At 41.9% G+C, this 21,018-nt stretch carries 30 protein-coding genes; 1 reads left to right on the top strand and 29 read right to left on the bottom strand.

The genetic code is table 11. The features are described from left to right. Positions 1-41: 41 nt before the first annotated feature. The 29 genes from B0183_RS10985 to B0183_RS11120 form a co-directional block, all read right to left on the bottom strand. Entirely contained in the window at positions 42-965 is a 924-nt protein-coding gene (locus B0183_RS10985) for a Mu-like prophage major head subunit gpT family protein (RefSeq protein ID WP_016057771.1), read from the bottom strand. Next, entirely contained in the window at positions 965-2,041 is a 1,077-nt protein-coding gene (locus B0183_RS10990; protein ID WP_078208790.1) for a phage protease, read from the bottom strand. The genes B0183_RS10985 and B0183_RS10990 overlap by 1 nt, the downstream gene beginning before the upstream one ends. A 239-nt stretch (positions 2,042-2,280) precedes the next feature. Continuing rightward, positions 2,281-2,697, bottom strand: coding sequence for a phage virion morphogenesis protein (locus B0183_RS10995; protein WP_078208791.1), 417 nt, complete (start codon positions 2,695-2,697; stop codon positions 2,281-2,283). A 135-nt stretch (positions 2,698-2,832) separates the two neighbouring features. Then, complete coding sequence (locus tag B0183_RS11000; protein ID WP_078208792.1) at positions 2,833-4,128, bottom strand: phage minor head protein; 1,296 nt, start codon at positions 4,126-4,128, stop codon at positions 2,833-2,835. After that, entirely contained in the window at positions 4,115-5,740 is a 1,626-nt protein-coding gene (locus B0183_RS11005; RefSeq protein ID WP_078208793.1) for a DUF935 domain-containing protein, read from the bottom strand. The genes B0183_RS11000 and B0183_RS11005 overlap by 14 nt, the downstream gene beginning before the upstream one ends. 86 nt (positions 5,741-5,826) lie before the next feature. Then, entirely contained in the window at positions 5,827-7,443 is a 1,617-nt protein-coding gene (gene terL, locus B0183_RS11010; RefSeq protein ID WP_078208794.1) for a phage terminase large subunit, read from the bottom strand. A 100-nt stretch (positions 7,444-7,543) separates the two neighbouring features. Further along, on the bottom strand, positions 7,544-8,053 hold the full coding sequence (locus B0183_RS11015) for a DUF1804 family protein (RefSeq protein ID WP_078208795.1): 510 nt from the start codon (positions 8,051-8,053) through the stop codon (positions 7,544-7,546). Further along, on the bottom strand, positions 8,054-8,308 hold the full coding sequence (locus tag B0183_RS11020; RefSeq protein ID WP_016528480.1) for a hypothetical protein: 255 nt from the start codon (positions 8,306-8,308) through the stop codon (positions 8,054-8,056). It lies immediately after the preceding gene. Beyond that, the gene (locus B0183_RS11025) at positions 8,305-8,565 is read right to left on the bottom strand and encodes a hypothetical protein (protein WP_005711935.1); all 261 of its coding nucleotides are present in this window, start codon (positions 8,563-8,565) and stop codon (positions 8,305-8,307) included. Before B0183_RS11025 ends, B0183_RS11020 begins: the two co-directional genes overlap by 4 nt. Further along, on the bottom strand, positions 8,558-8,716 hold the full coding sequence (locus tag B0183_RS12385; RefSeq protein ID WP_016528482.1) for a hypothetical protein: 159 nt from the start codon (positions 8,714-8,716) through the stop codon (positions 8,558-8,560). The genes B0183_RS11025 and B0183_RS12385 overlap by 8 nt, the downstream gene beginning before the upstream one ends. An 11-nt stretch (positions 8,717-8,727) precedes the next feature. Continuing rightward, on the bottom strand, positions 8,728-9,081 hold the full coding sequence (locus tag B0183_RS13040; RefSeq protein ID WP_078208796.1) for a DUF2681 domain-containing protein: 354 nt from the start codon (positions 9,079-9,081) through the stop codon (positions 8,728-8,730). Beyond that, positions 9,078-9,308 carry a DUF2644 domain-containing protein gene (locus tag B0183_RS11035; RefSeq protein ID WP_005711941.1) on the bottom strand — a complete coding sequence of 77 codons (231 nt, stop codon included), beginning with the start codon at positions 9,306-9,308 and terminating at the stop codon, positions 9,078-9,080. Before B0183_RS11035 ends, B0183_RS13040 begins: the two co-directional genes overlap by 4 nt. Before the next feature lie 138 nt (positions 9,309-9,446). Further along, on the bottom strand, positions 9,447-9,989 hold the full coding sequence (locus B0183_RS11040; RefSeq protein WP_016057760.1) for an N-acetylmuramoyl-L-alanine amidase: 543 nt from the start codon (positions 9,987-9,989) through the stop codon (positions 9,447-9,449). A 78-nt stretch (positions 9,990-10,067) separates the two neighbouring features. Next, positions 10,068-10,493, bottom strand: coding sequence for a Mor transcription activator family protein (locus tag B0183_RS11045; RefSeq protein ID WP_005711943.1), 426 nt, complete (start codon positions 10,491-10,493; stop codon positions 10,068-10,070). A gap of 138 nt (positions 10,494-10,631) precedes the next feature. Further along, complete coding sequence (locus B0183_RS11050) at positions 10,632-11,312, bottom strand: hypothetical protein (protein ID WP_035494654.1); 681 nt, start codon at positions 11,310-11,312, stop codon at positions 10,632-10,634. 183 nt (positions 11,313-11,495) lie between these two features. After that, positions 11,496-11,939: a hypothetical protein gene (locus B0183_RS11055; protein WP_016528529.1), complete on the bottom strand. Its 444-nt coding sequence runs from the start codon at positions 11,937-11,939 to the stop codon at positions 11,496-11,498. A gap of 100 nt (positions 11,940-12,039) precedes the next feature. After that, a complete protein-coding gene (locus B0183_RS11060) occupies positions 12,040-12,462 on the bottom strand; it encodes a gp16 family protein (RefSeq protein ID WP_035491011.1) in 423 nt (140 codons plus the stop codon). Then, positions 12,443-13,006, bottom strand: coding sequence for a hypothetical protein (locus B0183_RS11065; protein WP_042905513.1), 564 nt, complete (start codon positions 13,004-13,006; stop codon positions 12,443-12,445). The genes B0183_RS11060 and B0183_RS11065 overlap by 20 nt, the downstream gene beginning before the upstream one ends. A gap of 166 nt (positions 13,007-13,172) precedes the next feature. After that, positions 13,173-13,550: a hypothetical protein gene (locus B0183_RS11070; protein ID WP_016057756.1), complete on the bottom strand. Its 378-nt coding sequence runs from the start codon at positions 13,548-13,550 to the stop codon at positions 13,173-13,175. A gap of 16 nt (positions 13,551-13,566) precedes the next feature. After that, positions 13,567-14,523, bottom strand: a complete 957-nt coding sequence (locus tag B0183_RS11075; protein ID WP_016528532.1) for a hypothetical protein — start codon at positions 14,521-14,523, stop codon at positions 13,567-13,569. A gap of 1 nt (position 14,524) precedes the next feature. Further along, the gene (locus tag B0183_RS11080; protein ID WP_234802060.1) at positions 14,525-14,707 is read right to left on the bottom strand and encodes a hypothetical protein; all 183 of its coding nucleotides are present in this window, start codon (positions 14,705-14,707) and stop codon (positions 14,525-14,527) included. Positions 14,708-14,717: 10 nt separating this feature from the next. Then, positions 14,718-14,909, bottom strand: coding sequence for an ANR family transcriptional regulator (locus B0183_RS11085; RefSeq protein WP_075604587.1), 192 nt, complete (start codon positions 14,907-14,909; stop codon positions 14,718-14,720). 257 nt (positions 14,910-15,166) lie between these two features. Further along, a complete protein-coding gene (locus tag B0183_RS11090; protein ID WP_078208798.1) occupies positions 15,167-15,691 on the bottom strand; it encodes a host-nuclease inhibitor Gam family protein in 525 nt (174 codons plus the stop codon). A 10-nt stretch (positions 15,692-15,701) separates the two neighbouring features. After that, a complete protein-coding gene (locus B0183_RS11095; protein ID WP_021110329.1) occupies positions 15,702-15,995 on the bottom strand; it encodes a hypothetical protein in 294 nt (97 codons plus the stop codon). Between the two features lies 1 nt (position 15,996). After that, on the bottom strand, positions 15,997-16,188 hold the full coding sequence (locus B0183_RS11100; RefSeq protein WP_038514659.1) for a hypothetical protein: 192 nt from the start codon (positions 16,186-16,188) through the stop codon (positions 15,997-15,999). Between the two features lie 7 nt (positions 16,189-16,195). Continuing rightward, positions 16,196-17,077, bottom strand: a complete 882-nt coding sequence (locus B0183_RS11105) for an AAA family ATPase (protein WP_016057750.1) — start codon at positions 17,075-17,077, stop codon at positions 16,196-16,198. Between the two features lie 83 nt (positions 17,078-17,160). Next, positions 17,161-17,583 (bottom strand): hypothetical protein, encoded by a 423-nt coding sequence (locus tag B0183_RS11110; RefSeq protein ID WP_005711961.1) that lies wholly within the window; start codon positions 17,581-17,583, stop codon positions 17,161-17,163. 9 nt (positions 17,584-17,592) lie between these two features. Beyond that, a complete protein-coding gene (locus tag B0183_RS11115; RefSeq protein ID WP_078208799.1) occupies positions 17,593-19,569 on the bottom strand; it encodes a Mu transposase C-terminal domain-containing protein in 1,977 nt (658 codons plus the stop codon). Between the two features lie 44 nt (positions 19,570-19,613). Further along, positions 19,614-19,892, bottom strand: coding sequence for a helix-turn-helix domain-containing protein (locus B0183_RS11120; protein ID WP_021115413.1), 279 nt, complete (start codon positions 19,890-19,892; stop codon positions 19,614-19,616). 176 nt (positions 19,893-20,068) lie between these two features. Here B0183_RS11120 and B0183_RS11125 point away from each other — a divergent pair, with 176 nt between their 5' ends. Beyond that, entirely contained in the window at positions 20,069-20,779 is a 711-nt protein-coding gene (locus B0183_RS11125; protein WP_078208800.1) for a LexA family transcriptional regulator, read from the top strand. The last annotated feature ends 239 nt before the right edge of the window (positions 20,780-21,018 follow it).

The raw sequence follows: 21,018 nt of genomic DNA on the forward strand, positions 1-21,018 counted from the left end.
TAAGATTTATAAAGGGTGGGAAGCTCCCCACCCCACAATAACTACTCAACAATTTGAGCGCTCACGGCTACTTTTAATACGCCTTTTAACGGATTGCTTGTACCATTAATCACATCGGCTTCAAATAGCTGACGAGCTTTGTACTCAAGTGACGGCGGAACAAGGATCACACTTGGACGGATATTCAAGAGCTTGTCACCATCGCCTTTTAACATACGCATCTTCGCCAACACATCCATCACCACATCAGCGGTTAAGTCAGACGATTCCACACGGTGAATCAGTTGCCAGAAACCAAAGCCAGCATTACCACGAGCACGCACACCCCACAAATACACATCTTCCATAAAGACTTTGTCGGATTTAGACGGATCAAACTTCGCTTCAATTTCAGGCTTAGTGCGTTCTTGCCAAATCAACGGCTTAATCGCATTAGTATCATCTAAAATATAAAATGCAGGTTTGCCTGATGCTGAGCCAGTGGTGACATTACTTTGCTGTTTCGCCACGCCAGTACCGTCCACATTCGGATAAACAGGGTGGTCAGTGTCAAAAAAGTTCTGCCCGTCATAACAAAGGGTAGATTTACCTTTTTTAAGCAACCCAAACACCAAATCATCAGGTAACTCCGCCGCACTTTGTCCTGCTTGTTGTACCACTGGCGTAAATAATCCCACTTGGTCATCTTCGATTTCAGTGCGTTTAATACCAACCGTCGATTCAAATAATTTGTTCTCAATGGTCATCCCTTGAGCTTGCATCTTCTGGATTTGACGCTCACCCACCCATTCACGCATTTTCGGGAATGCACCTAACCAACCATAAGTATTAGTCGCAGTTGATGATGCAATACGCATTGCAAGCATTTCCCACTGCGGTTTAATTAGACTTAAACCTGCTTTAAACTCTGTTTTAAATGCCGTATCTAACGCATTTAACAATTCTGATTTTTTAAATTTATCCATTACGCACCTGCCTTTTTATATTTTTCAACGTACTCTTCAGGGGTTAAACCTAACGCTTTTGCCCCTGCCATCTCTGCGGCTGACAACGCCACTTTCTGCGTCTGCTCATTCGGATCTTTACCTCCCGACTGCGTACCAGCAAGGGCAGGGTTAGGCGACACCGTTGCCAAATAATCTGATAACGCCACCAGATTTTCTTTGCCTAATTTTCCCGCCCACGCTTTCTGTGCAGGCAACAAACGTCCATCAGATAATGCAGATTGAATTAACGCATCACGTTCTTTATCGTTCATTTGCTGTTTAATCTGGTTAAGCTCAGTTTGCACCGCTTGCAAATCGCTTAACGCCACAAATTTTGCAGGATCGGGATTGTTTACCTTCGCAGTCAACGCCACGACTTGCCCTTGTTCTTTGGCAAGTTCGGCATACACATCGCTTAATGCCACTGAGCTATCGCCTTTCGCTGCCGACAATGCCGTCAGCTTAGTTGTAATTTCATCGTCCGTTGCTTGAGCCGACAAGCCAAACAACTTAATCAAAAGTTCTTTCATTTTGGAGTTATCCTCGTTAGGTTCTAAAAGGTGAGAAAACTGAGCAGACATTGCGACCGCTTCCGCCAAATTATGTAGTGCAGGGCGGTTAGTTAAAGCGGCATTTAACACCTTAATCACCGTACCCGACGCATCTGCCAAGAACAGCGGTGAAATATAGCGATAAATCCCATCTTTAATTTCAGCGACTGCCTTAGATGTCCAACGTACATCAGCAAATAAGCCTTCGCCTGAAATATATTCCGCTCTCACAATCCAGCCTGCCGCAGGATTGCCTTTGCCGTTTTCCGCAATAAAGAGAGTTTGATGCTCATAATCAATCATCAGCTCAATGCCTAACTGATTGATCTCATCTGCTAATTGATAGCCGTTAGAATCTCCTACATAAAACGCCCCCTCACGTCCATCTTGCGGATGAAACCAACCAAACGGAAAAAGCTGAATACGCCCATTGACCTCTTTGGCAAGCTCAAAACTGCAAGCTATCGGATTAAGTTTGAATTTACGTTCCACAACGCACCTCATACAAAATAATGAGACTAGAGAATAAGAGATAAGAGAAAAGGAAAAACGAGGAACAACTTCCACACTAAAGGGAATTTGCAAATTTTTTGAAAAAAGTGACCGCTTGTATAGCGAAAGAGATACAACCCATTTTAAAACGTTTTAAAACCGTTTTAAATTGTTTTAAAAAATTTTGGACGATAAATCATACCAACAAAAACAAAATCGCCACTATGGGCGATTTAGAGGCGTTTCAGGCATTATTTTAAAACCGACTGCCAATAGTCCTGAACATCTTGCAAAATATCTTCCTCGTCCTGTGGTGTCAGCATTAAAAAAGGACGAGCAGGAATATCTACCTTACGCCCACGACCAGCTTTTCCACCAAATTGATGAATAGCAGCATAGGCTTCATTTGTGCCGACAATCGCAACATCTTTGTCATAATCACTGGTAATACTGCTCATCAAGTTCTCAGTATCAATAAGCGGAGAACCATCACGATATTTAATACCCAACCAACGAGGACGACCACCAACATCAAAGTTAGTTAATACCGCAGACTCCATCGTGCCAGCAATATTTCGCATTAAACTCGCATTATTTTCCGTTTTGGAAGCCAATAGTTTTAAGGTTTTGATAATCTCGTCAATACCGTTAGTTTGGATCTCAATCATTTTTAACTCACTGAATTGATTTTTAGAATAATGAAGGGTATATTACCCCTAGTGCACATAGAAAAGCGATGAATCTCCCAGATCGCAAGCGATGAGGTGAAATAGACTCGGGACTGTGTGTAGGTGTGGGGAGCCCTACCTAAGTGCACTTTCTTTCTCCAATAGCTTTTTCAATTCTTTGTCTTTTATCTTGCGATAAGACAAAATAAAAATCTCATTACTCAAAACTTTCATTACCAACATACTTCCATTACTCACAAGAGTAAATCTATCCGCAAAATCTTTGGCTCTGAATAAATATTGAGGATAATGGATTAAATCAGGCAATTTAGCATATTCATCAACCCCAAAATCCTGCCCCTCACGGCTATTAAATTGCTTAATTAGCGTATCATCTGAAAGCCAGACCGTAGCCACTTTACTGCCAATCTGCTTTTGAGTTTCTAGGTTTAATCTACCTGCTGCAAATTTAAAATTTTGCGTCAAGTGATCTCGCATTCTAACCATTTCTTCAGCGGTTAATTTCCCTTTATCACCCTTAATTTCACTCACCTTGCGAGCTAATTTTTCATAAGATAATTTAAACTCTCCCCCCACCATCTCCGCTTTCGCAAACTGATGTGCCAACTTTTCAGGGTACAAATCCAAATTTGGCTTATAACTCAAACGTCCTACGTTATAGTCAAAACCCTTATCAGCGACTCGCACAGTACCATCAGGCAATTTAAAACCAATGGTTTCCTCTTGATTACCTAATTTATCTTTCGGTCGTTTAGCTTTCACTAACAACGCCTCACTAGAGCCTACCTGTTCAATGCCTTTCCGTTTTAAATCACGCCCACTTAACGCAATCACCGTACAACGACAATTAAAACCATTTGGTGGATAAAATGTCGCCCAAAACGGATCGTCATAACGATAAATTTTCCCATTTAATGCTTGATGAGCAGGGCGAGTACGTTTATCTCCCACAGCGGAATACTGCCAATATGGACGATTATCCACATTATCCATATACCGCTGATAGCGAGCTGCAGAATATGCTTGTTGCATATTTGTGCGATAAATCGTATTTAAACGACGGGGTGTACCAAAATGCTCCCCCGTTTTTGGATCAGCTAATAACTTACCATCAATACCACGACTAATCGCTTTATCGTGACCATAAACCCAGCCTTTCCGTTCTAAGTCATCAACAAGCGTTTTTTTCCACTCATTAAATGATTTACCTTCACGCCGAGCCTTTTCCATTGAGCCATAAATATCACGAGTAATATCCAAATCCGTCAATTTGCTGATTGTTGTAGCACGAGCCAACGCACTGTCATATAACTCTTTTTTAAACACCTTTGAAGCTAATAACTTCTTTTGGTGTAAATACTCAATCGCTTCTTTTGGTTCAAGACCTAGCAGAAAACTAGCTTTCGGCATTTGCAGCCCCCAATAAATCTGCTAAAAAGAGTGCATTTGCCAAATATTGCTCTTGCTCTTTGCTTGTTAAATTCGGATAGGCTTCCGCTAATTTTTCCGCTGCTTCATCATAAGAGCTACACGCCATCACCACCGCAACTGCTTTCTTCACCATAGCATCTAATTGTCGGTTAAAGTCAGGTTCCGCTAAGGCTTCATCTACCATTTCATCTAACGTATCTTGCTCTTTAATCCCTGTTTTAAACTGAGCAGAAAAGGAATGTACTCGCCCCCCACACCCACAAGGACAATAAGGGGATTTCACAACCCTATCCGACAATCCGACCGCTTGTGTCGGCTGTGCTACACGCCCCAACACCACCTCACCTTCTTGAACTTCGGGAATGCCTAACTTATCCCTTGCCCAATTTGCAGGGATTTGTAGCCCAATATCCACCAACTTCGGCAAGCTGTCGGCAAACAACGCCAAATCTGCAGGTTCTTTGGTGTCAAATTCAAACGTCGGAATACGAGCAGGATCGACATTCGGGAAATTAATCAACAAATACGGCAAAATAATTTGCTGAGTAAATGTCTGCCCCAATTGCTTCACATCTGAAACTAACAAATCTCGTCGCACTTCATTGTGTACATTACCAAGGGCATTCGTTGAGCTTTTACCGTCCGCCCCACTGGTTAAGGTTTGCCCCAAAATCAAACGAGCGATAGATTTTTCACACCAATCCACCATTTGCAAAAACGGATTATTGCCCGAGGCACCCCCAGCATTTGCCGCATTATGCAACTCAATACTCATCGATTCAGGCATAATCCCAGCCGCATTATGCCCAATCTCCGCTAATGCACGCTTGAGTGTTTTTTTCTCGTCTGGGGTTGCCCCTGCACCATATTTACCAATACGGATAGGCATTCCATACAACTCTAAAAACTCCGCAAAATCGTGGATAGAGTAGTGCTTAAACATATACAACCACGCCAACGTGCGGAACAAATTATTGCGTGCCAACTGTGTCGAGCGAGATTTGTGCGTATGAACCACCCACCCATAAGGGCGTAATGGTTCGCCAGTTTGATTTTGTGGGGTTTTAAGCAGTAAATTGTCTAACTTATCCCATTTAAACCACGACTGCGGACGGTGTATAAATGCATTCGGATACCACACCTTGCCATTAAATGCCCATTCAATTTCCAAAGCAGAAAAACCGTGACCGACAGCGTCCATACAGTCAATAATCAAGTCTTCAAGATTGCCGATCTGATAAAACAACTCATCAACTTCATCACGCAGTTTTTCTTCCGCAGGTGTCGCATTGCGTGGAGCTTGAATAAACCAATCTACCCCCAACGCCGCACGCTTACGAGTTTGAATATTCGCAAAAATTGACGAGTCACGCTCTTCAATATCCATAAATAACTCGTGCTGAGCGGTAATATCCCCATTTTCCGCATCATCAAAAATCTGCTTCATCTTCGCAGGGGTAATGAAATTGCTTGGGTGGTCTGATAACACCCGCCCTGTCGCCGTGATTTCGGCTAAATCGGTTTGTAAATTTGGGTTTTTAACGCCATTTAAATCGGGTTTTATATACTGTTTTTTCTTTTTCTTGCTCATAAATTATCCTACGATGTAGGGACACACTGCGTGTGTCCGCCTGTCTTAATCTTTCACGGACACACGCAGTGTGTCCCTACCCATCATTAATGTCGCCATTTACTCCGATATTCCCAATCTTCATCTTCTATCGACTCCCACTCAATCGGAGCTGAAGCCGTTATCGCATTACGCCACAACATCTCTAAAGCATCAGGGCCGTCATCGTGGTCTGCTTTCGGAAAATGTCTAAGCTGGCTTTCAAGGGTCGATTGCGAGCGATGGATTAAAATCAAACCGTTAGCAATATGCGGTTGCAAGCTCTCAATCCGCAACATTTTGTCGGTGTTAGGTTTAACTGCCATTGCTGGCACAGGCTTGCCACGTTGTGCCGAGCGCTTAACCAGCTCCGTTGCCAAAAACTCCTGAAACTGCACCGTTTCTACAAACCATTTATGGCACTGGTATTGTGTATGTAGCCTAATCACATCTTCGATAATCAAATCAGGCAAACGCTTCTTAATCTGCGCTTCCACTACATATAACTTACCGCTTGCACGGTGATAACCACCCACCAAAATCGCACTTGGGTCACGGCTTGCCCCTGCTTTACCCATAGACGGGTCTAGCGCCCCAAAATAAATTAAGTCATCAGGCAACTCCGTCCAGTATTGCAAGCTGTTGGCAAAAATCGCATCGTCACCGCTTACAGGGTCGTTTTGATATTCGGAGTCAAAAGTAGCGTGTCCGTCCCTTGCTCGAATTTTCATTAACGCCAGAATAGGACGCGCTTCCCACGACACTACCGCCCCTTTATCCATTTCCGCTTGATTTGCAAAATAAAACGCATCTGCGACCGCTTCTCCTTCGGTTAGATAAAAGTGTTCCCATTTATCCCAAAGCACCATATTGTCAGGCATTTTTAAAACAGCTTTAAAATGGGCGGTATTCCACGCTTTACTGGCAAGGGTGCGATTAAGTACGCTGTCGTAATGCAAAATCGTACCTATATAAATTACATCTAACTTACCGTCCGCAGAGCCTAACGGTAGTACAGTTTTCTTGAGCCAATTATGCAATTTGTCACGCTGTTCAGGGTTGCGAACTTGTTCGTCATTCTCAATATCGTCCAAAATCACCAAATCAGGACGATAAGCCCCGTGGCGTAAACCACGCAATTTTTTGCCTGAGCCTGCCACTTGGACTTTCTGATTTGCCCGAGTAATGATTGTCCCCGACTGCCAAACACGCCCAGCCCCTGCAATTTCAGGGAAATCGATGCGTAAACGTTGATTAAACTCCAGCTCTGATTTAATCGCTTCTAGCATAGGATAGGCTTGGTCGATAGAGTCCATTACTAATAGGGCGTAGCGTTTTTTCTGCGTAACCAAACACCAAAGTGTAGAGAGCTGAGTGACTATCGTTGATTTTGCTTCACCACGGGGAGCAGCAATCGCTTCAAGGCAAGATTTCTCACTCGCAAACACTTTCGGTAATCGCTCAAAAAGGTAACGGTGCAGTTGAGATTTAGACGGGGAGCGAACATAGTGCGGAAAATAATGATTAATAAAAAATGCCAAGCCATTTACAGGGTCGGATACCTGTTTACGCCGTTCAGCCACCGCCTGCGATGAATCGTCCCACCCGTCAAAATCCGCTTCGATTTTCGCTCGCATACTTTCCGCATACGCAGAAAGTTGTTGCAAAAACTCTTTACTTCTCATTATTTACCCCCAAAAAGTAGAGCAGCAAACAAAAACCATCCCCAACCGTTTTGTCCGTGGCAAGCAATGACACAGGCACAAAGTAAACATAATGCAGACATTATTTCCCTTTCCTAAACGCTTTATCGACCACTTCGCCAAAATCACCCAACACATCAAGAAAATCGCCGAATAAGTTTGGGTGTTTTTCTTTAATAAACTCGCCCAAAAGCTCTACAGTTTTCATTGCAACCGCAAGCTCTGACACATCAGGCAAAATTCGTTTACTTGCAGCGGTCATTTTGGTAAAGCTGTCTGCCAACACAGAAAGCAAAGCGACTTTCTCTTTTGACGACAACTCAGGATTGTCTTTTAACTCTTCCATCGTAGCACGGTATTGCAAAATAAACCCTGTTAGCAAACTTTGAGAGAGTTCGTCCATCTCTCCGCCAGCCATTACCTGAGCATCTCGAACCTTATCCCAGTCATCACCTGCTTTTTCTGCTTCCGCTTTCCAACGGCGAGCCGTATTAAAGGACACGCCCGCTTTTTGTGCCGATTGTTCAAGAGTAAAACGCTCAAAAACATAATAGCGACGAACATAGGCCTTCACTTTCGGATCGTGAGCCATTTAGCCCCCCAGTTTTAAACGAATTAACTCAAAACCAATAGCCACTAATCCACCACCCACACCGCCAGCAATCACTGCATCACGGCGATTTTTACGAGCCATATCATCAACTAATTTTTTTGTAGCGTGGACTTCTTTCTGCAAGGCATCAATTCGCTCATTTTGCGAATCAATCTTCTCATTTGCAGACGTAACCGCCTCTAAAATTAGGTCTAATTTTTCCGAATCTGTCTGTTTTTGCTTTCTGCGACTCATTGCTTGTCTGCCTTTTTATCTAATTTTTGATTAACTTCTTTTAGCCCTTCCAAAATATCATCTAGCTTCTCTTTTAAGCCCTTATTGACTTCTTGAGCCAGCTCCTTTGATTGATATTTCTGCTCAATTTCTTGCTTCAACTCTTTAACGCTTTGCTCATTGCGGTTAATGCGGTCAAAAATCACCTTGGCACTAAAAGCAACAAGGGGAGCAACCACAAAAGAGACCAACATCTGAAACAGCTTCTCATCAATCATAACGCCCCCGTTTTGCTCGACCGACAGGGGATTGATTACCTTGTTTTACTGCCATTTTTAACAAATCACGACGAGTTGCCACAGCTGGCTTCTGTTTTCTAAAAACACGCTCACGCCACCAGCTACGGAGCTTTTTGAATAGTCTTACCATGACAAATCTCCTCATAGGTCAGATTGTGTGCCAGCACTTGACGCTTCGTCTCCGTCGTATCCTGACGACTTGGGTAAATCAGCCCGAATGCCGTGCAACCTGTCGTCGTCACGGAAGTAACCGTGGGCGTGCAACTGCTGATCAACAGCGGAAGCATTGCTACGCTTAACATCATCGTGATTTTTCTGCTTAATTTGTGCATTTTTGATCTCCGTTTTTTGAGCCTGAATTTTGCTCGCTTGTTGTTGATTTTCTGCTTGTAACTTCCGATTACGCTCTTCAGCCTTTTCAACTTTTAACCAAAGCCAAAACAAAGCACAGGACGCAATAAATAAAACAAGAGTAACTATTTTTACAGTCATCATTCGCTTTCTCCTTGGCGTTTACCGCCTATTGCATTAGCAAAGCCTTTTGTCGCCACGCCACCACCGCAAAATAAAGCAAAAACCGTAAACAACTCCGCAACATTGGCACGGTCTAAATACACCGAATAAGCCAAAATCCCAGCCATTAGCAACGCCCCGAAAAACTGAATAAACGCCGTCGTTGATAAGCGTCCGTTATCGTTGGTAATTAATTCTTTAAATTTCATCTTTTCCCCTTTTGATGATATATAAAATCCTTCTTAACCTTTGGTTTTGGCAAAGGCTTGCTATACTTCAAATCTAAATAAATATTTTTAGGTGACTGACTAACAACCATCACTCCAACTGTCAGAGCTATAAGAGACTTACGCATATAAATGCCCCACATTCACAATTTCTTCACTATCTAACCATTCCCACACATCAAAGCAGGGGCAATCTTTCACCCACTCATTCGGGGCAATAGTGCCATCACCATTACGATCAGGACTTAAATCCCGATGCCCATAAATCTTCGCATTCGGGTATTTCGCTTCAAGCTCACGCAGTAAACGGTGCAAGGCGAGCCATTGTGCTTCAGTAAATTCAGCGTGATTTTTACCATTAGCCGTAATACCGCCCACCACACAAATCCCGATAGAGTGGAGATTGTGCCCCTTGACGTGCGCCCCCATTTCACCAACCTGACGACCCGTTTCAACAGTTCCGTCCACATCAATCACAAAGTGATAACCAAGGTGTTCAAGGTGAGCATTAAAGGTTTTCACCGCCCCTGCCAATCGCTTAAAGCCACGTTGCTTATGCCAGCCATCAATCACCTCTGCTGATGATTTGCCTGCTTGCTTTAAACTTTTGCCGTTGCGAGTGGCAGAACAATGAATTACGATTTTTCTAATAGGAAAGGTCATAAAAAAAGCCTCTTTAAGTGATACTTAAAGAGACTTTAAAGAATTAGGAGCGTGGAGAGTATGGGAAGACTTTCCACACTAAAACAAGACTGACTGAGATACAGATTTATAACGTTGATAATATCGTACAACCTCCCACGCAGTGCGATCACAAATTTGATATTTCTGACAAAGTCGCATTATCGCCATTCTCCCACTTAACTTGTCCGTTTCGGTTAAATGGCAAAAATCTGCATAAAGCTGTTGATTTCGCAAAATCCGCAATGCCGTTTCACAGCGAGGAATATAAACTTCACCCACTTGCATATAACTTTGCAGTTTTACTGCATCTTCTTGCCCCAACACCTCACGCAATTTATCAAAATACTTAGCAGACTTTGAGAACTGAAACGAAAAGCCCCCAAAGGCTTTAACAAATTTCTCCGTTGCAGGCAATCCAATCACCGCCACAATCTCTCTGACACTATCAGGCAAATACTCTTCTACATTTTCAAACTCACACATAACCCCTCCATTTCAGACTGATTAATGGAGTATTGTCAGGCACGTTTTTCAAAAGTGTGAACATTTTTGCAAAAAAATTTATAAAAAAAGACCGCTTGTAAAAACAAAAAGAGCCACAGCGTGGCTCGATTATCAATACTAAAATTTTTCAGCGGGTCGATCATCTATAGTGGTAATAGGCATATTAGGAATAGTGAAATGTAATTCCAGAGAATAAATCCCTTTATAATTATTAACTTTCATTTCAACAAAACGAGTATCTTTAGGTAGCTTAGATAAGAAAGATGAAAAAGATGATAGCCCCTTAGAGCTTTTTAATGTCTGTTGAGCTTTGTTGTGTTCCATATAATAAAGTATTGCTGAGTTGTTTTCTTTTTCTTCAGCTTCTAATTTATCTAGTTTAGCATCTGCAGATGGACCAAAATCTTTTAACCGACCATTAAAAATCTCTTCATACAAGTTTAAAGCACTATCCTGATCTTTAATTTCATATAGCTCAAATCCTGATTTAATCATTCCGCGAAATAACTCAAGATATGTTTTCTTGTCGATGGGGTCTGGAGTTTTTAACAAGATCGTTTTTGTTCGGTCGTTATCAAAATAAACTGTGATATTAAAGGGTATTCCATACAAATTTTCAAAACCTCTTTCTGCACAAAGTTTGTTTTCACCCATACTAAATTGACATTCTCCAAAGTTCCAAAATTTTTTTTGGAAGTCTAGTTTGTGCATATCATAAGAGTATTCTTTAAAGATTTTAACTTCGGTAGCATTTGCATTAAAGGTCAAAAGCCCAAGAAGGAATAGTAGTTTCTTCATTTTTAAACTCCTTAAAGATTGTTTTTACTGAAAAATCTACCACAAAAAAGCCCCGAATGATCAGGGCTATGCAAAAAATTTTGTAAATTTCCAACCAAAAGAGCCACAGCGTGGCTCAATTATGCGTAACCCCGTACGCTTGCGTGCGGGGGATAAAAAGATCGCTGGTTAGGTAGCTTGAGATTATTTAGTTTTTTGTTTTAAAATTTTATAAAGTGAATTAACCGAAGCTAATGCTTCTGCTGGCGTGGGAGCAACAACAACAGTAGATGCGTAGTTTGTTGCAACAGTCATGCAGTCAATGTCATCAGGAGCTTGCCTTTTTAATGTTCCTATAGCCTCAATAACCTCAAGGGGAGTTACAAAAAAATCGTCTTTTGCCAAAGATGTCTGAACAGCAACAGAAAGTTTTGCAACCTCCGTGATAGAGTCCTCACCACAAATACCTTTTACATTATCTAAAGATCTCATTATTCTTATTTTGGTAATAGTATTAGCATAATTACCTTCACCAAAACTCGCTACAGCAATCTTCTCTGCTAACTGCTCCTGTTGATTAAGGGAAATTTCTGCCTTGGCAGTTAAAGAAAGAAGAATAAGTAGAGTTACAAATAGATTTTTTCGCATATAAACCTCTTACAATTACCCTAAATAAATTAAATGACACTTTCAATCTACCACAAAAAAGCCCCGAATGATCGGGGCTATGCAAAAAATTTTGTAAATATCAGGTTCTTCGCCCATTTCGATGGGCATTCACCGCTAACATCTGCACAATTTTAAAAATCTGGTCTGTCGTACACCATTGCAAACGCTCAATACCAAACGACCGCTTGCAGATAGCGTGAACATAATGCCAAGACTTACCACTACTAGCAATAAAGGCTTCAATCTTTCTAATATAACTTTGACGCACCTCATCTGCATTACTGGCTGTCGGGCGTTTACCATATTGTTTCGATTTCACCTTAAACCCTTTGGCACGCATACCTTGCAACACTATCATCAACTCAGGGTCAGTCATCATCGAACAACTAGGTTTATCTACCAACTCCATTAAAAAGAGCTTATAGGCTTCATCACTCATCTTCAGCTCGCTCTTTCCAATATGGATTTTCTGTATCATCTGTTTACGAGTTTGTGCGTACATTCTCTTTCTCCTGTTGCCACTGTTTCCAATCCGCAAAGCCGTGTAAATTCACACATTCACCTTCGCCCCTTAACCGAACCAAGCGATCAATGTACTGAATATTCGCTGTCCGATTGTCGCTTTTTGCTCTTTCCTGTGCTTCTTCACCCGAAAGCACCTGATTATTTTCTTCCGTTCTAACCACCGCAAACTGAGGCTTCACGCTTTCATAGACTTTCTTTAAGTAATTATGACTGTTCAACGGCTCAAATTTGCCATTCTCCCGACGATGACGTCGCACCTGCTCAACCGTATCAGCCAACGCTTTTGCCAAGACATTAGAGCAAGGATAAAGCTCCAGCAAACTTTGCAAAATCCGCAACGCACGCCCATTGCTTAAACTGCTTTTTGGGGGTTTAAACAGCCCCAAATATGCCACCGCAGGACGACCACAACCAGCAGTCATTTCGGTGATCGTTTTAAGTAACTCTCGCCCAGCATCATCTTCAACCAACGCTTCCAGCGTTAAATCTGAGTGACAAATCGGGCAACGACACAATTTCATTTTGCACCTCCCTAAGAAAACAGAGATAAACGCTGTCGTTTATCTCTATTCTCTCAACCACCGCCCCAAGTGCATTTCACAATTTCATTAGGCCCTGCCGATAAGAATAGTGTGGGGCGGTGTGAGTATTTTTTAGTGGTTACATAGTTTCCTCCTTGTTTTTGAATTAGCTCAATCTAATTGAAACACCATTTCCTATAACAACACGTTTTTTGTCTTGCTCTGCATATTTCTGCAGTAAGGAATAAGTCTTTGGCATTAGATCCTTTGTAATTTCTTGATTATAAGTTGCTTCCAATTCTGCCCAATTTTTGATAATTTCCGCCCAAACAGGACAGATAGACGTTAACTTACTCAAATGATTTCGCATTGTTGGTGCGACAGTTAGTAATTGCATACAACGCCTTAAATCTGCAGGATCTTGTGGATAACATGCTCGTTTTGGTACCACATCAAAGCCGACTACAAACGCCATTGTTTTACTACTTAACCCTGTTTCACCATCAGCCAGCCATTCAATTATTTGTTGTTGCATTTTGTTCATTTTATTTCCCCACCACTTAAACAAAACTCTCTAACTTCGTTTCCCCTGTAAACTCTAGCGCTGTAGCACTTGCAATTTTGAGTAAGGCATTAAGCTGACCTTCAAGGTATTCCGTTAAAATAGCGTGCTTATGTGCTTCTCTTGTACCGTTTAACTGACGAGCAATATCGGCATATTCGGTAAAACGCATCGAGCGGATTTTTAAATGTTCATCCAACTTAAAATTTACAATAAACGCCTCTTCGCTTTCATAACGCATCGCCATAGATTGCACACGAAAACCATTTTGTAACGCCCCTAACGCTTTTTCCTTGCCGTCTAACGTATCCAAATGGCGACAAGTCAAAAACTCTTCATTGTCGTTTGCCAACTTACGCAAAGTCGCTTCGTGTTGGAAATGTAGATATTTAAAAAGCGGTTCACCTTTTTCCAAAAATTTAGTCAATTTAGTGTTTAAACCCAACTTTTCTTCCGACACAACAATGCTTTTAAAACCTGCAAGTTCAAATAATTTAATCAAGTGGTTCAACGCTAAACGGCTATGCTTAGAGCGGTTATTTGTAAAAAGTAGCTCTTTTTCTGGACTGTAAAACACATTGACTAATTCACTCGAAAATGGCACAACTTGCAGTAAATGAGCTTCGGCAGTTTGTCGCCACTCTTTATCAGTATTCGGCACAATCTTCGGCATTCTTTCATCTCGAAGTGATTCTGATTTTTTCAGCTCATAAATTTTGGCTGAAAGTAACTCTTTAGTCACTTTTTTAAAGGTTGTCCGCAAAGTAAAGAACAACCCATTATCCAGTTCTAACACTTTCGTATTTGTCATCGGATTTTTGACTAACTCAATGGTGGTATAACTGTCCGCAGGCTCAAAAGTAGCCTCTTCTAACACTTCTTTCACATTGTCCACAGGGAACTTAATGCTATGAATGTTGCATTGTGTCATTTGAATAAAATCACTGTTTTTCATCTTAGTTTTCCTCTTGGTTAGTTGATAATTTAAGCTTCACCCGCTGAATCTGCCCAGCCACGTCCATCAAAACCACGCCAGCCAGTGCCAAATCGTCCATTTCGACTAATTCCATCGCCCCTTGTAGCTTTTCAATCAGGTCATACAAGCGGTCTTTTATTTGCCATTTTTCACTATCGGTCATCATTTACCCCTTAAGCTCTTTTCTCACAGAACTCGTAACGGCTTTCGCACCACTTTTGATTAAGTGGATTCGTCGCAAAGTTTAACGCCTTATCCCACGCATCGCCTGCCTGTAAATACTTGCCTTCACGCTCAAGTGTTGAAGCAAGCTCACTAAAATACTTAAACCGCTCACGTTTGAGTGCATCTGGTTTCTTTTTCATATCTTTCCCCTTATGGTTAAAACACATTATTAACGCCCTTCTTATTATTCCCCTCGCCCACTTGCGGGAGAGGGTGGAGAAAATCCGCAAGGATTTTCGGAGGGAGAGGGGATTTAAAGAGCGTTTAAATGAGCTTTAACTTATTAAGTCAATAACTCTGCCCATTGCTATAAGAAATAGAAAAAGCACAATAAAAGAGAGACCTAACGCTAATGGGACAAGAAAAAAACCTGCAACAACATAAAACAGAATGTCCATCACTTCCCCCCTTGCTCAAACGGCTTAATCACAAAATCTTCCACCCCTTGCTTAATCGTCACGCCAGCAATCCCTTTTGCCACTTCAGGCTCAAGAAGTAGGGCTTCTTTGTTGATTTCGTTTTTAGTGCGAATAAAGCGGTCAAAGCCCATACGTTGCATAAAATCAAGCACCGCATCCGCCCCACGAATTGCCACAGAAGACGGACGTTGTCGCCATTGCACTTCGCCTGTCACAAAGTTAGCGGTTTTACTCTTGCCGTTTTCCGTCAATTCATCACGGTGTGCTTCGCAGTATTCCTGCACCGCTTGCTGTAACGGCTCAATCTCTGCCTGTAAACGTTTCAACTCGGGGGCGTAACGCTCACTGGTTTCTGCGATAATGTCGTTCATCTCCGTCGTTAAACGGGTATGTTCACGACTTAAATCGCCGATTTCCTTAATCGCACTTTGCACTTGCTCTTCCGTGGTAAAACGCAGTTTTGCTGGTTGTTTTACTCGGGTTTTTGTGGGTTGTTTTGCCATTTTTTAACTCCTAAACTTTCGCTTCCCACCACACTCTAATTCCTTCAATCATCGTGTAGTAACCTTTCCATATACCTAAATCTTCGCTATGCCCTTGGGCATACCAGTGTGCTTTTCTTGACTCAATTAACGCTCTTGCCACCCCCTCATTACCTGCAATATCCACTTTGATTCGTGGTTTAATCTTCGTAAAATCAATCATCAACACCGTAAAACCTAACGCATTGATATGCCCAATCGCCTTTTGTGTTTGGCGTAAATACTTCACCGCCATCTGATTTGCTCTATTAATTGTGCGCCCCATCTCACACCACCTTTTCTTTTCCCAACTTCACAACGACCACCCGTTGCCCTCTATTCCTGCGGTGATAGCTCGGCGTTGACCATTTCCGCACCGTTTTTGCTGTCACCCCTAACTTGATTGCTAACTCTTCGGCTGTACCGTCAGCCACATTCTCTTCGCCACGATACGCCGCATAGATCTGACGGTATCTCATTTGCCACCTAACCAATCAACATCTTGGTATACTCTTTAATCAACCGTTCATCAATTTGACATTCATTGATATGACTTAACCGCACCACACCACGAATCAACTTGTTCAAACGTCTCGCATTACCTTGACTATGTTTAAAAAATAACTCGTTATATTCCCCTGTGTTCAATGCTCTTTCTGTCAATAAATGCAAATCCTTTTCAGGTAACGCATTACCAAGGGAACTCGTTCGCCAAATGCGGTTATACACTTGAGCTAAATCGTTATGCCTGCCTTTTAAGTTAATTAACAAACGCTCAGTCCCTACCAACGCAACACCCACTTTAGTTGCATCGTGGATACGGCGAATAAACTCCAACGAGCGAGTAGGTAAATTCTCCGCCTCATCAATGATAATGACCCGTTCACTCCCCTTTAACCTTGCCACAATCCCATCAAACAACTGATCAAGCGTACCTCGGTTGTTTAAATTCAGTTTTTCACTGATTTTCTGCAACAGCACTTTTGCGGTGTAGCTCATATTGGTCTCAATTAAAATTACCCCTGTATTCTCTTTCGCATACTGCAACACCGCTTGCGTTTTACCCAAACCTGACGCACCATACACCGCACACATATCACCCTCAATGTGTGCCTCTTGAATAGTTGCCATAATCTGACGAGCAGTAAAAGTCGGCACAAACTCTGCACTCACCTTATACTCAAGCACCTTATCTTTTTGGCGAGCCAAAAACTGCTCCACCTTAATATTCAACTCTTCAACATTGCCATCATACTCACCCCTCAAATACAAACTCACCGTAGCAATCGACACGCCTAATTTATTTGCAACCTCTTTTTGCCCAATTTTGGTGCGTTCCATATAATCTTTTAATAGTTGGTTTTTCATCGCTTATTTCCTATAATCAAAGTCTCTTTTTTCATCAACAGGCTTCGTTATGCTTAAAACTCCACCTGACCTTAATAAACTCACTAAATCAGAGCTACATTCACTCCTCGTTTTGCTAACTGGGATACAAGGTATTCAGTCTGAGCTTGTTCACTCTCTATTTCGCCAATTAGCAACCCTATCACCAGAGATTGCAGAGCAAGCCCTAAGTGATTTTTCAAATGTTGTTGATATGCAACTGGATCTACTTGAGGCGGAAGGTGTGGATTCGCAAACGCTTGATACACTTTCTCAAGTAGCGGACGATCTGTATTTGCCTTTAATGGAGCAAGTTTGCGAACTTCAAGAAAAAGCTCAAAAGTCACTCCATTAAACTCAACTAAACAGGTCGCCTTATTATTTAAAGGTGCATTTAACTCCGCACGTCTTGCCTCACGCACCTTTTTACGCTCAACGTTTAACTGTTCTTCACGTTGAAACTGTTTTAATAATTCACTTTTCTTCATTATTTCCCCTTAGCCTACGGCTTCAATTAATGCTTGTTTCTTCTCCCACTCCTCCCTCTCTACCACACTGGTAAAAATAGGACGAACAGACACTTTTTCTCGTTTTGGTTGATAACTTGTGGTTATTAACTCGCTTTGCTGGTGTTCAATCGTAATAACAGGATTACGCTCTGCCATAATTTCTGCCACTTGTTGCTCTTTCCGTTTAAGTCTGCCTTTTGCTCGCTCCTCACGTTTCTGCTCAACAAAGGACTGCGGAAACGCATCTTGTTTATGTCCTTCAAACTCGGCATTGCAGATAAACCGTCCGTCTTTGGTTCGCACCTGTACCCACATCGGATCGTGAATATCCACCCCGATAACAACTTCTTCCCCTTGGTAATCCAACAAATTCAAGCTGAAATACTTATGATTGTTCCACTCAATCAAGCCTCTATTTGTTGTGCGGATAAATTCAGGACGTTGAATATCCCTTAATTCCACATCGCTCAACCACACCACTTTTTCAGTGTCGGTCACTCGTTTGTACTTCACCGCTGGCGTACAATGAATTTCACTGTGAACGTGCTCATTGTTGTACCAATCAATCACTTCTTGAATAACTGCCTTCAACTCTTCCCAGCTTGGCAACTCTCTGCGAGCTTTCTTCTGCAAAGCGGTCAGTTCCTTGCCATTTTTTGCATTCGCATACGCCAACTGTCTAGCCAACATCTTACGAGTGGCTTCAGGATCGGCATTTTTGCCGTAGTAAGTTTCAAATCGCTCTGCAATTCGTAAACCCACCGTCTTATTTAACCGCTCAATAATCCCACGCCCCTGCGGATTACCTGCAATCCCTGTTGCGTGGTGGATAGAGAAACGTGGTAAAATCCCTGTGACTTCTGCATCAAGTATTTTATTTTTCTCACCGCCACCGTTATCGGAGTAATAAATCGCTGGCACACCGTGTGTCGCAATACCGTGTCGTAACGCATCTAGCACTGCAAAAGCGTTTTCACTCAACGACAGCGACCAGCCCACAATTTTTCGACTTGCCCCATCAACAATCATTGTCAACTCAGGGGTAAACGGTCTGCCGTGTACAGGGTGGGCAACTTTTAATTTCAGCGAGTGACCATCACCAATCCAAATATCATTTGCCACAAATGGCGACCAATCACGCATCACATAAGGCAATAACTGCTTATATTTCGAGCCACTTAAGCGACCTTTCTCTAAGATATGGATCGGCAACTTCGCCATTGCTCGTCTTACTTTGCTGATATTAGGCATTGCCTCTAACATCATCGGATTGTCGGCATACCGTTCAACCCACTCCGCTTCAAAGTAGCGGTAACTTTCTTGCACGCTTAACGCATTCTTCTGACGGTAAATCCCCAACAACCAAGAAAGCCACCAAATTTCTTCTGCCTTAACTTCCTGCCTTACGAGTGGGGCAAAAAGTTTTAACCGTTGCTCAACGCTTGTCGCCTTGCAGTAATCCACCACCCAGCCATTTAAAGTACGAACGCTTACTGTCCGTTTTTTCGATTTTTTAGCGTTAGCCGTTTCAACCAACACCGCAAGATGCGGAGGCAATCTGCCACTTTTTGCAAGTTCGCAAACATAAGTGACCGCTTTAATTCGGCTCATTGATTGCTCCAAATCCAACACATACTGGATCAGCCCTATGCGAGCATCAGCAATCTCACGCTGTTTGGTTGTCAAGTTCGCCAAATCCACCTCGGCTTTCACCGCAGGTAATTTTTTCGGCTTACTTTCCACCACCGCCACCGCAAAACGTGAGCGGATTTCGGTTTGGACGGCTTCGGGCATTGAAATGAGCTCGTACTCTAAGCCACCACCTTTACTTTTACGTTTTTGTGCTATCCAGTTTTCCCTTTTAGCTTTTTCTAAAACGTTTTTATGAGCACTTGGCAGACTAGATAACTTAAAACTTAATAGCTCTGCGACTGAATAGTGCGTTTTTAAACTTAATTCACTCATAAACGTTCCTTTAATCTATCTTTTACGTTAAAGATCATTTATGATTAAAACTTATTAGTTAAAATCGGTCGTTTATTACGTTCTATGCGTTCTGCATTGCGACCAGCCCATATCACTTCAGGGGCAACACCAATCGCATTTGCGATTAGGCGTTCCATTTTGGGATAAGGCTTATCTAGTGCAGATTTAAGGGTGTTGTAACTCACGTTCCCTTCTGTTGCTAAAGAACGAAGTGTCCAACCGTTTTTGCGAAGTCCCGCCAGAATATCGGCTCGATGCCAATCACTCTGAGCGGTTTTTTTAACGTCGCTAAATACACTCATTTGATACACTCCTTTTTATCTATCTGATGTGTGTATTTAACCGTAAAACTTTAGATAAATCAACCGTAAAACATAATATTTTTAAAAATATTTTTGCTTTATTCATATTTTATTTATAAATCAATGGTTTAGCTATATGTTTTACGAGTAAAACTTAAATACCGGAAACGTAAAAGATGAGTAAACCAAACATTTACGATGAAAAGTTTTCAGAAAGAATGAAAATGATTGCTGAAAAATGTTTTAAGAGTAATTACAGTGAATTTTCTAGAGCTGTTGGAGTTGCTCAGGCATCATTAGCTCGTTGGGTAAAAGGTGAAGCGGATCCTTCTCGCTCAAATTTAGTGAAAATAGCTGAAGTATCGAATGTAAATCTTTTGTGGCTTGCCACAGGGCAAGGGCAGAGAGATGACACAAGTGAAGAAACACCTGCAAGTAACACCATACAGGAAAAGCTAAAAGATAACATTTCAATGATTATCAGCTATGAAGGCATTAATGTATCAGCAGGCTTTGGCAGTTTTAACGAAGGCACAACCGAGCCTGATGGGGAAGAACCTTATTCAGATGAACTCTTGGCACGTTTAGGCGTAAAAGCCCACCATTGCGCAGTATTTTGGGCAAATGGCAACTCTATGAGCCCAACCATAGAAAACGGCGACCAAATGCTTGTAGATTTAAGTAAAAAAGAAGTAAAAGGTAACCGTATTTATTTAGTCCAGAACGGCGACAGCGTATGGGTTAAACGTGTAAAAATAGAATGGGACGGTGTAGAACTAATCAGCGACAACAAAGAAGAATACCGCCCAATCAGAATATCAGCAGATGAAGCCCAGAACCTACAAATCATCGGGCAAGTGGTTCATATCGGACACAGCCTAATTTAAAAATTTAAAATGGGTTTTAAAATTTCTTAAACCCATTTTAAAAACCGATCAAACCTGCTCAAACCTATGCAAAAAATATTGCAAAAACTGCCCATTTTCAACCATTTTTGCCCATTTTACTTTTTGCATAACTCTCCCCAACAAAAAATGCGGTAAGCCCCATCACACAAAGCCCCACCGCATTTTTTCAACCCAAATTTTTTTCTTTCTTTCTATGCAAAAATAGTCAGTACCCCACA

It is taken from the genome of Glaesserella parasuis, assembly GCF_002015085.1.
Lineage (GTDB): Bacteria > Pseudomonadota > Gammaproteobacteria > Enterobacterales > Pasteurellaceae > Glaesserella > Glaesserella parasuis.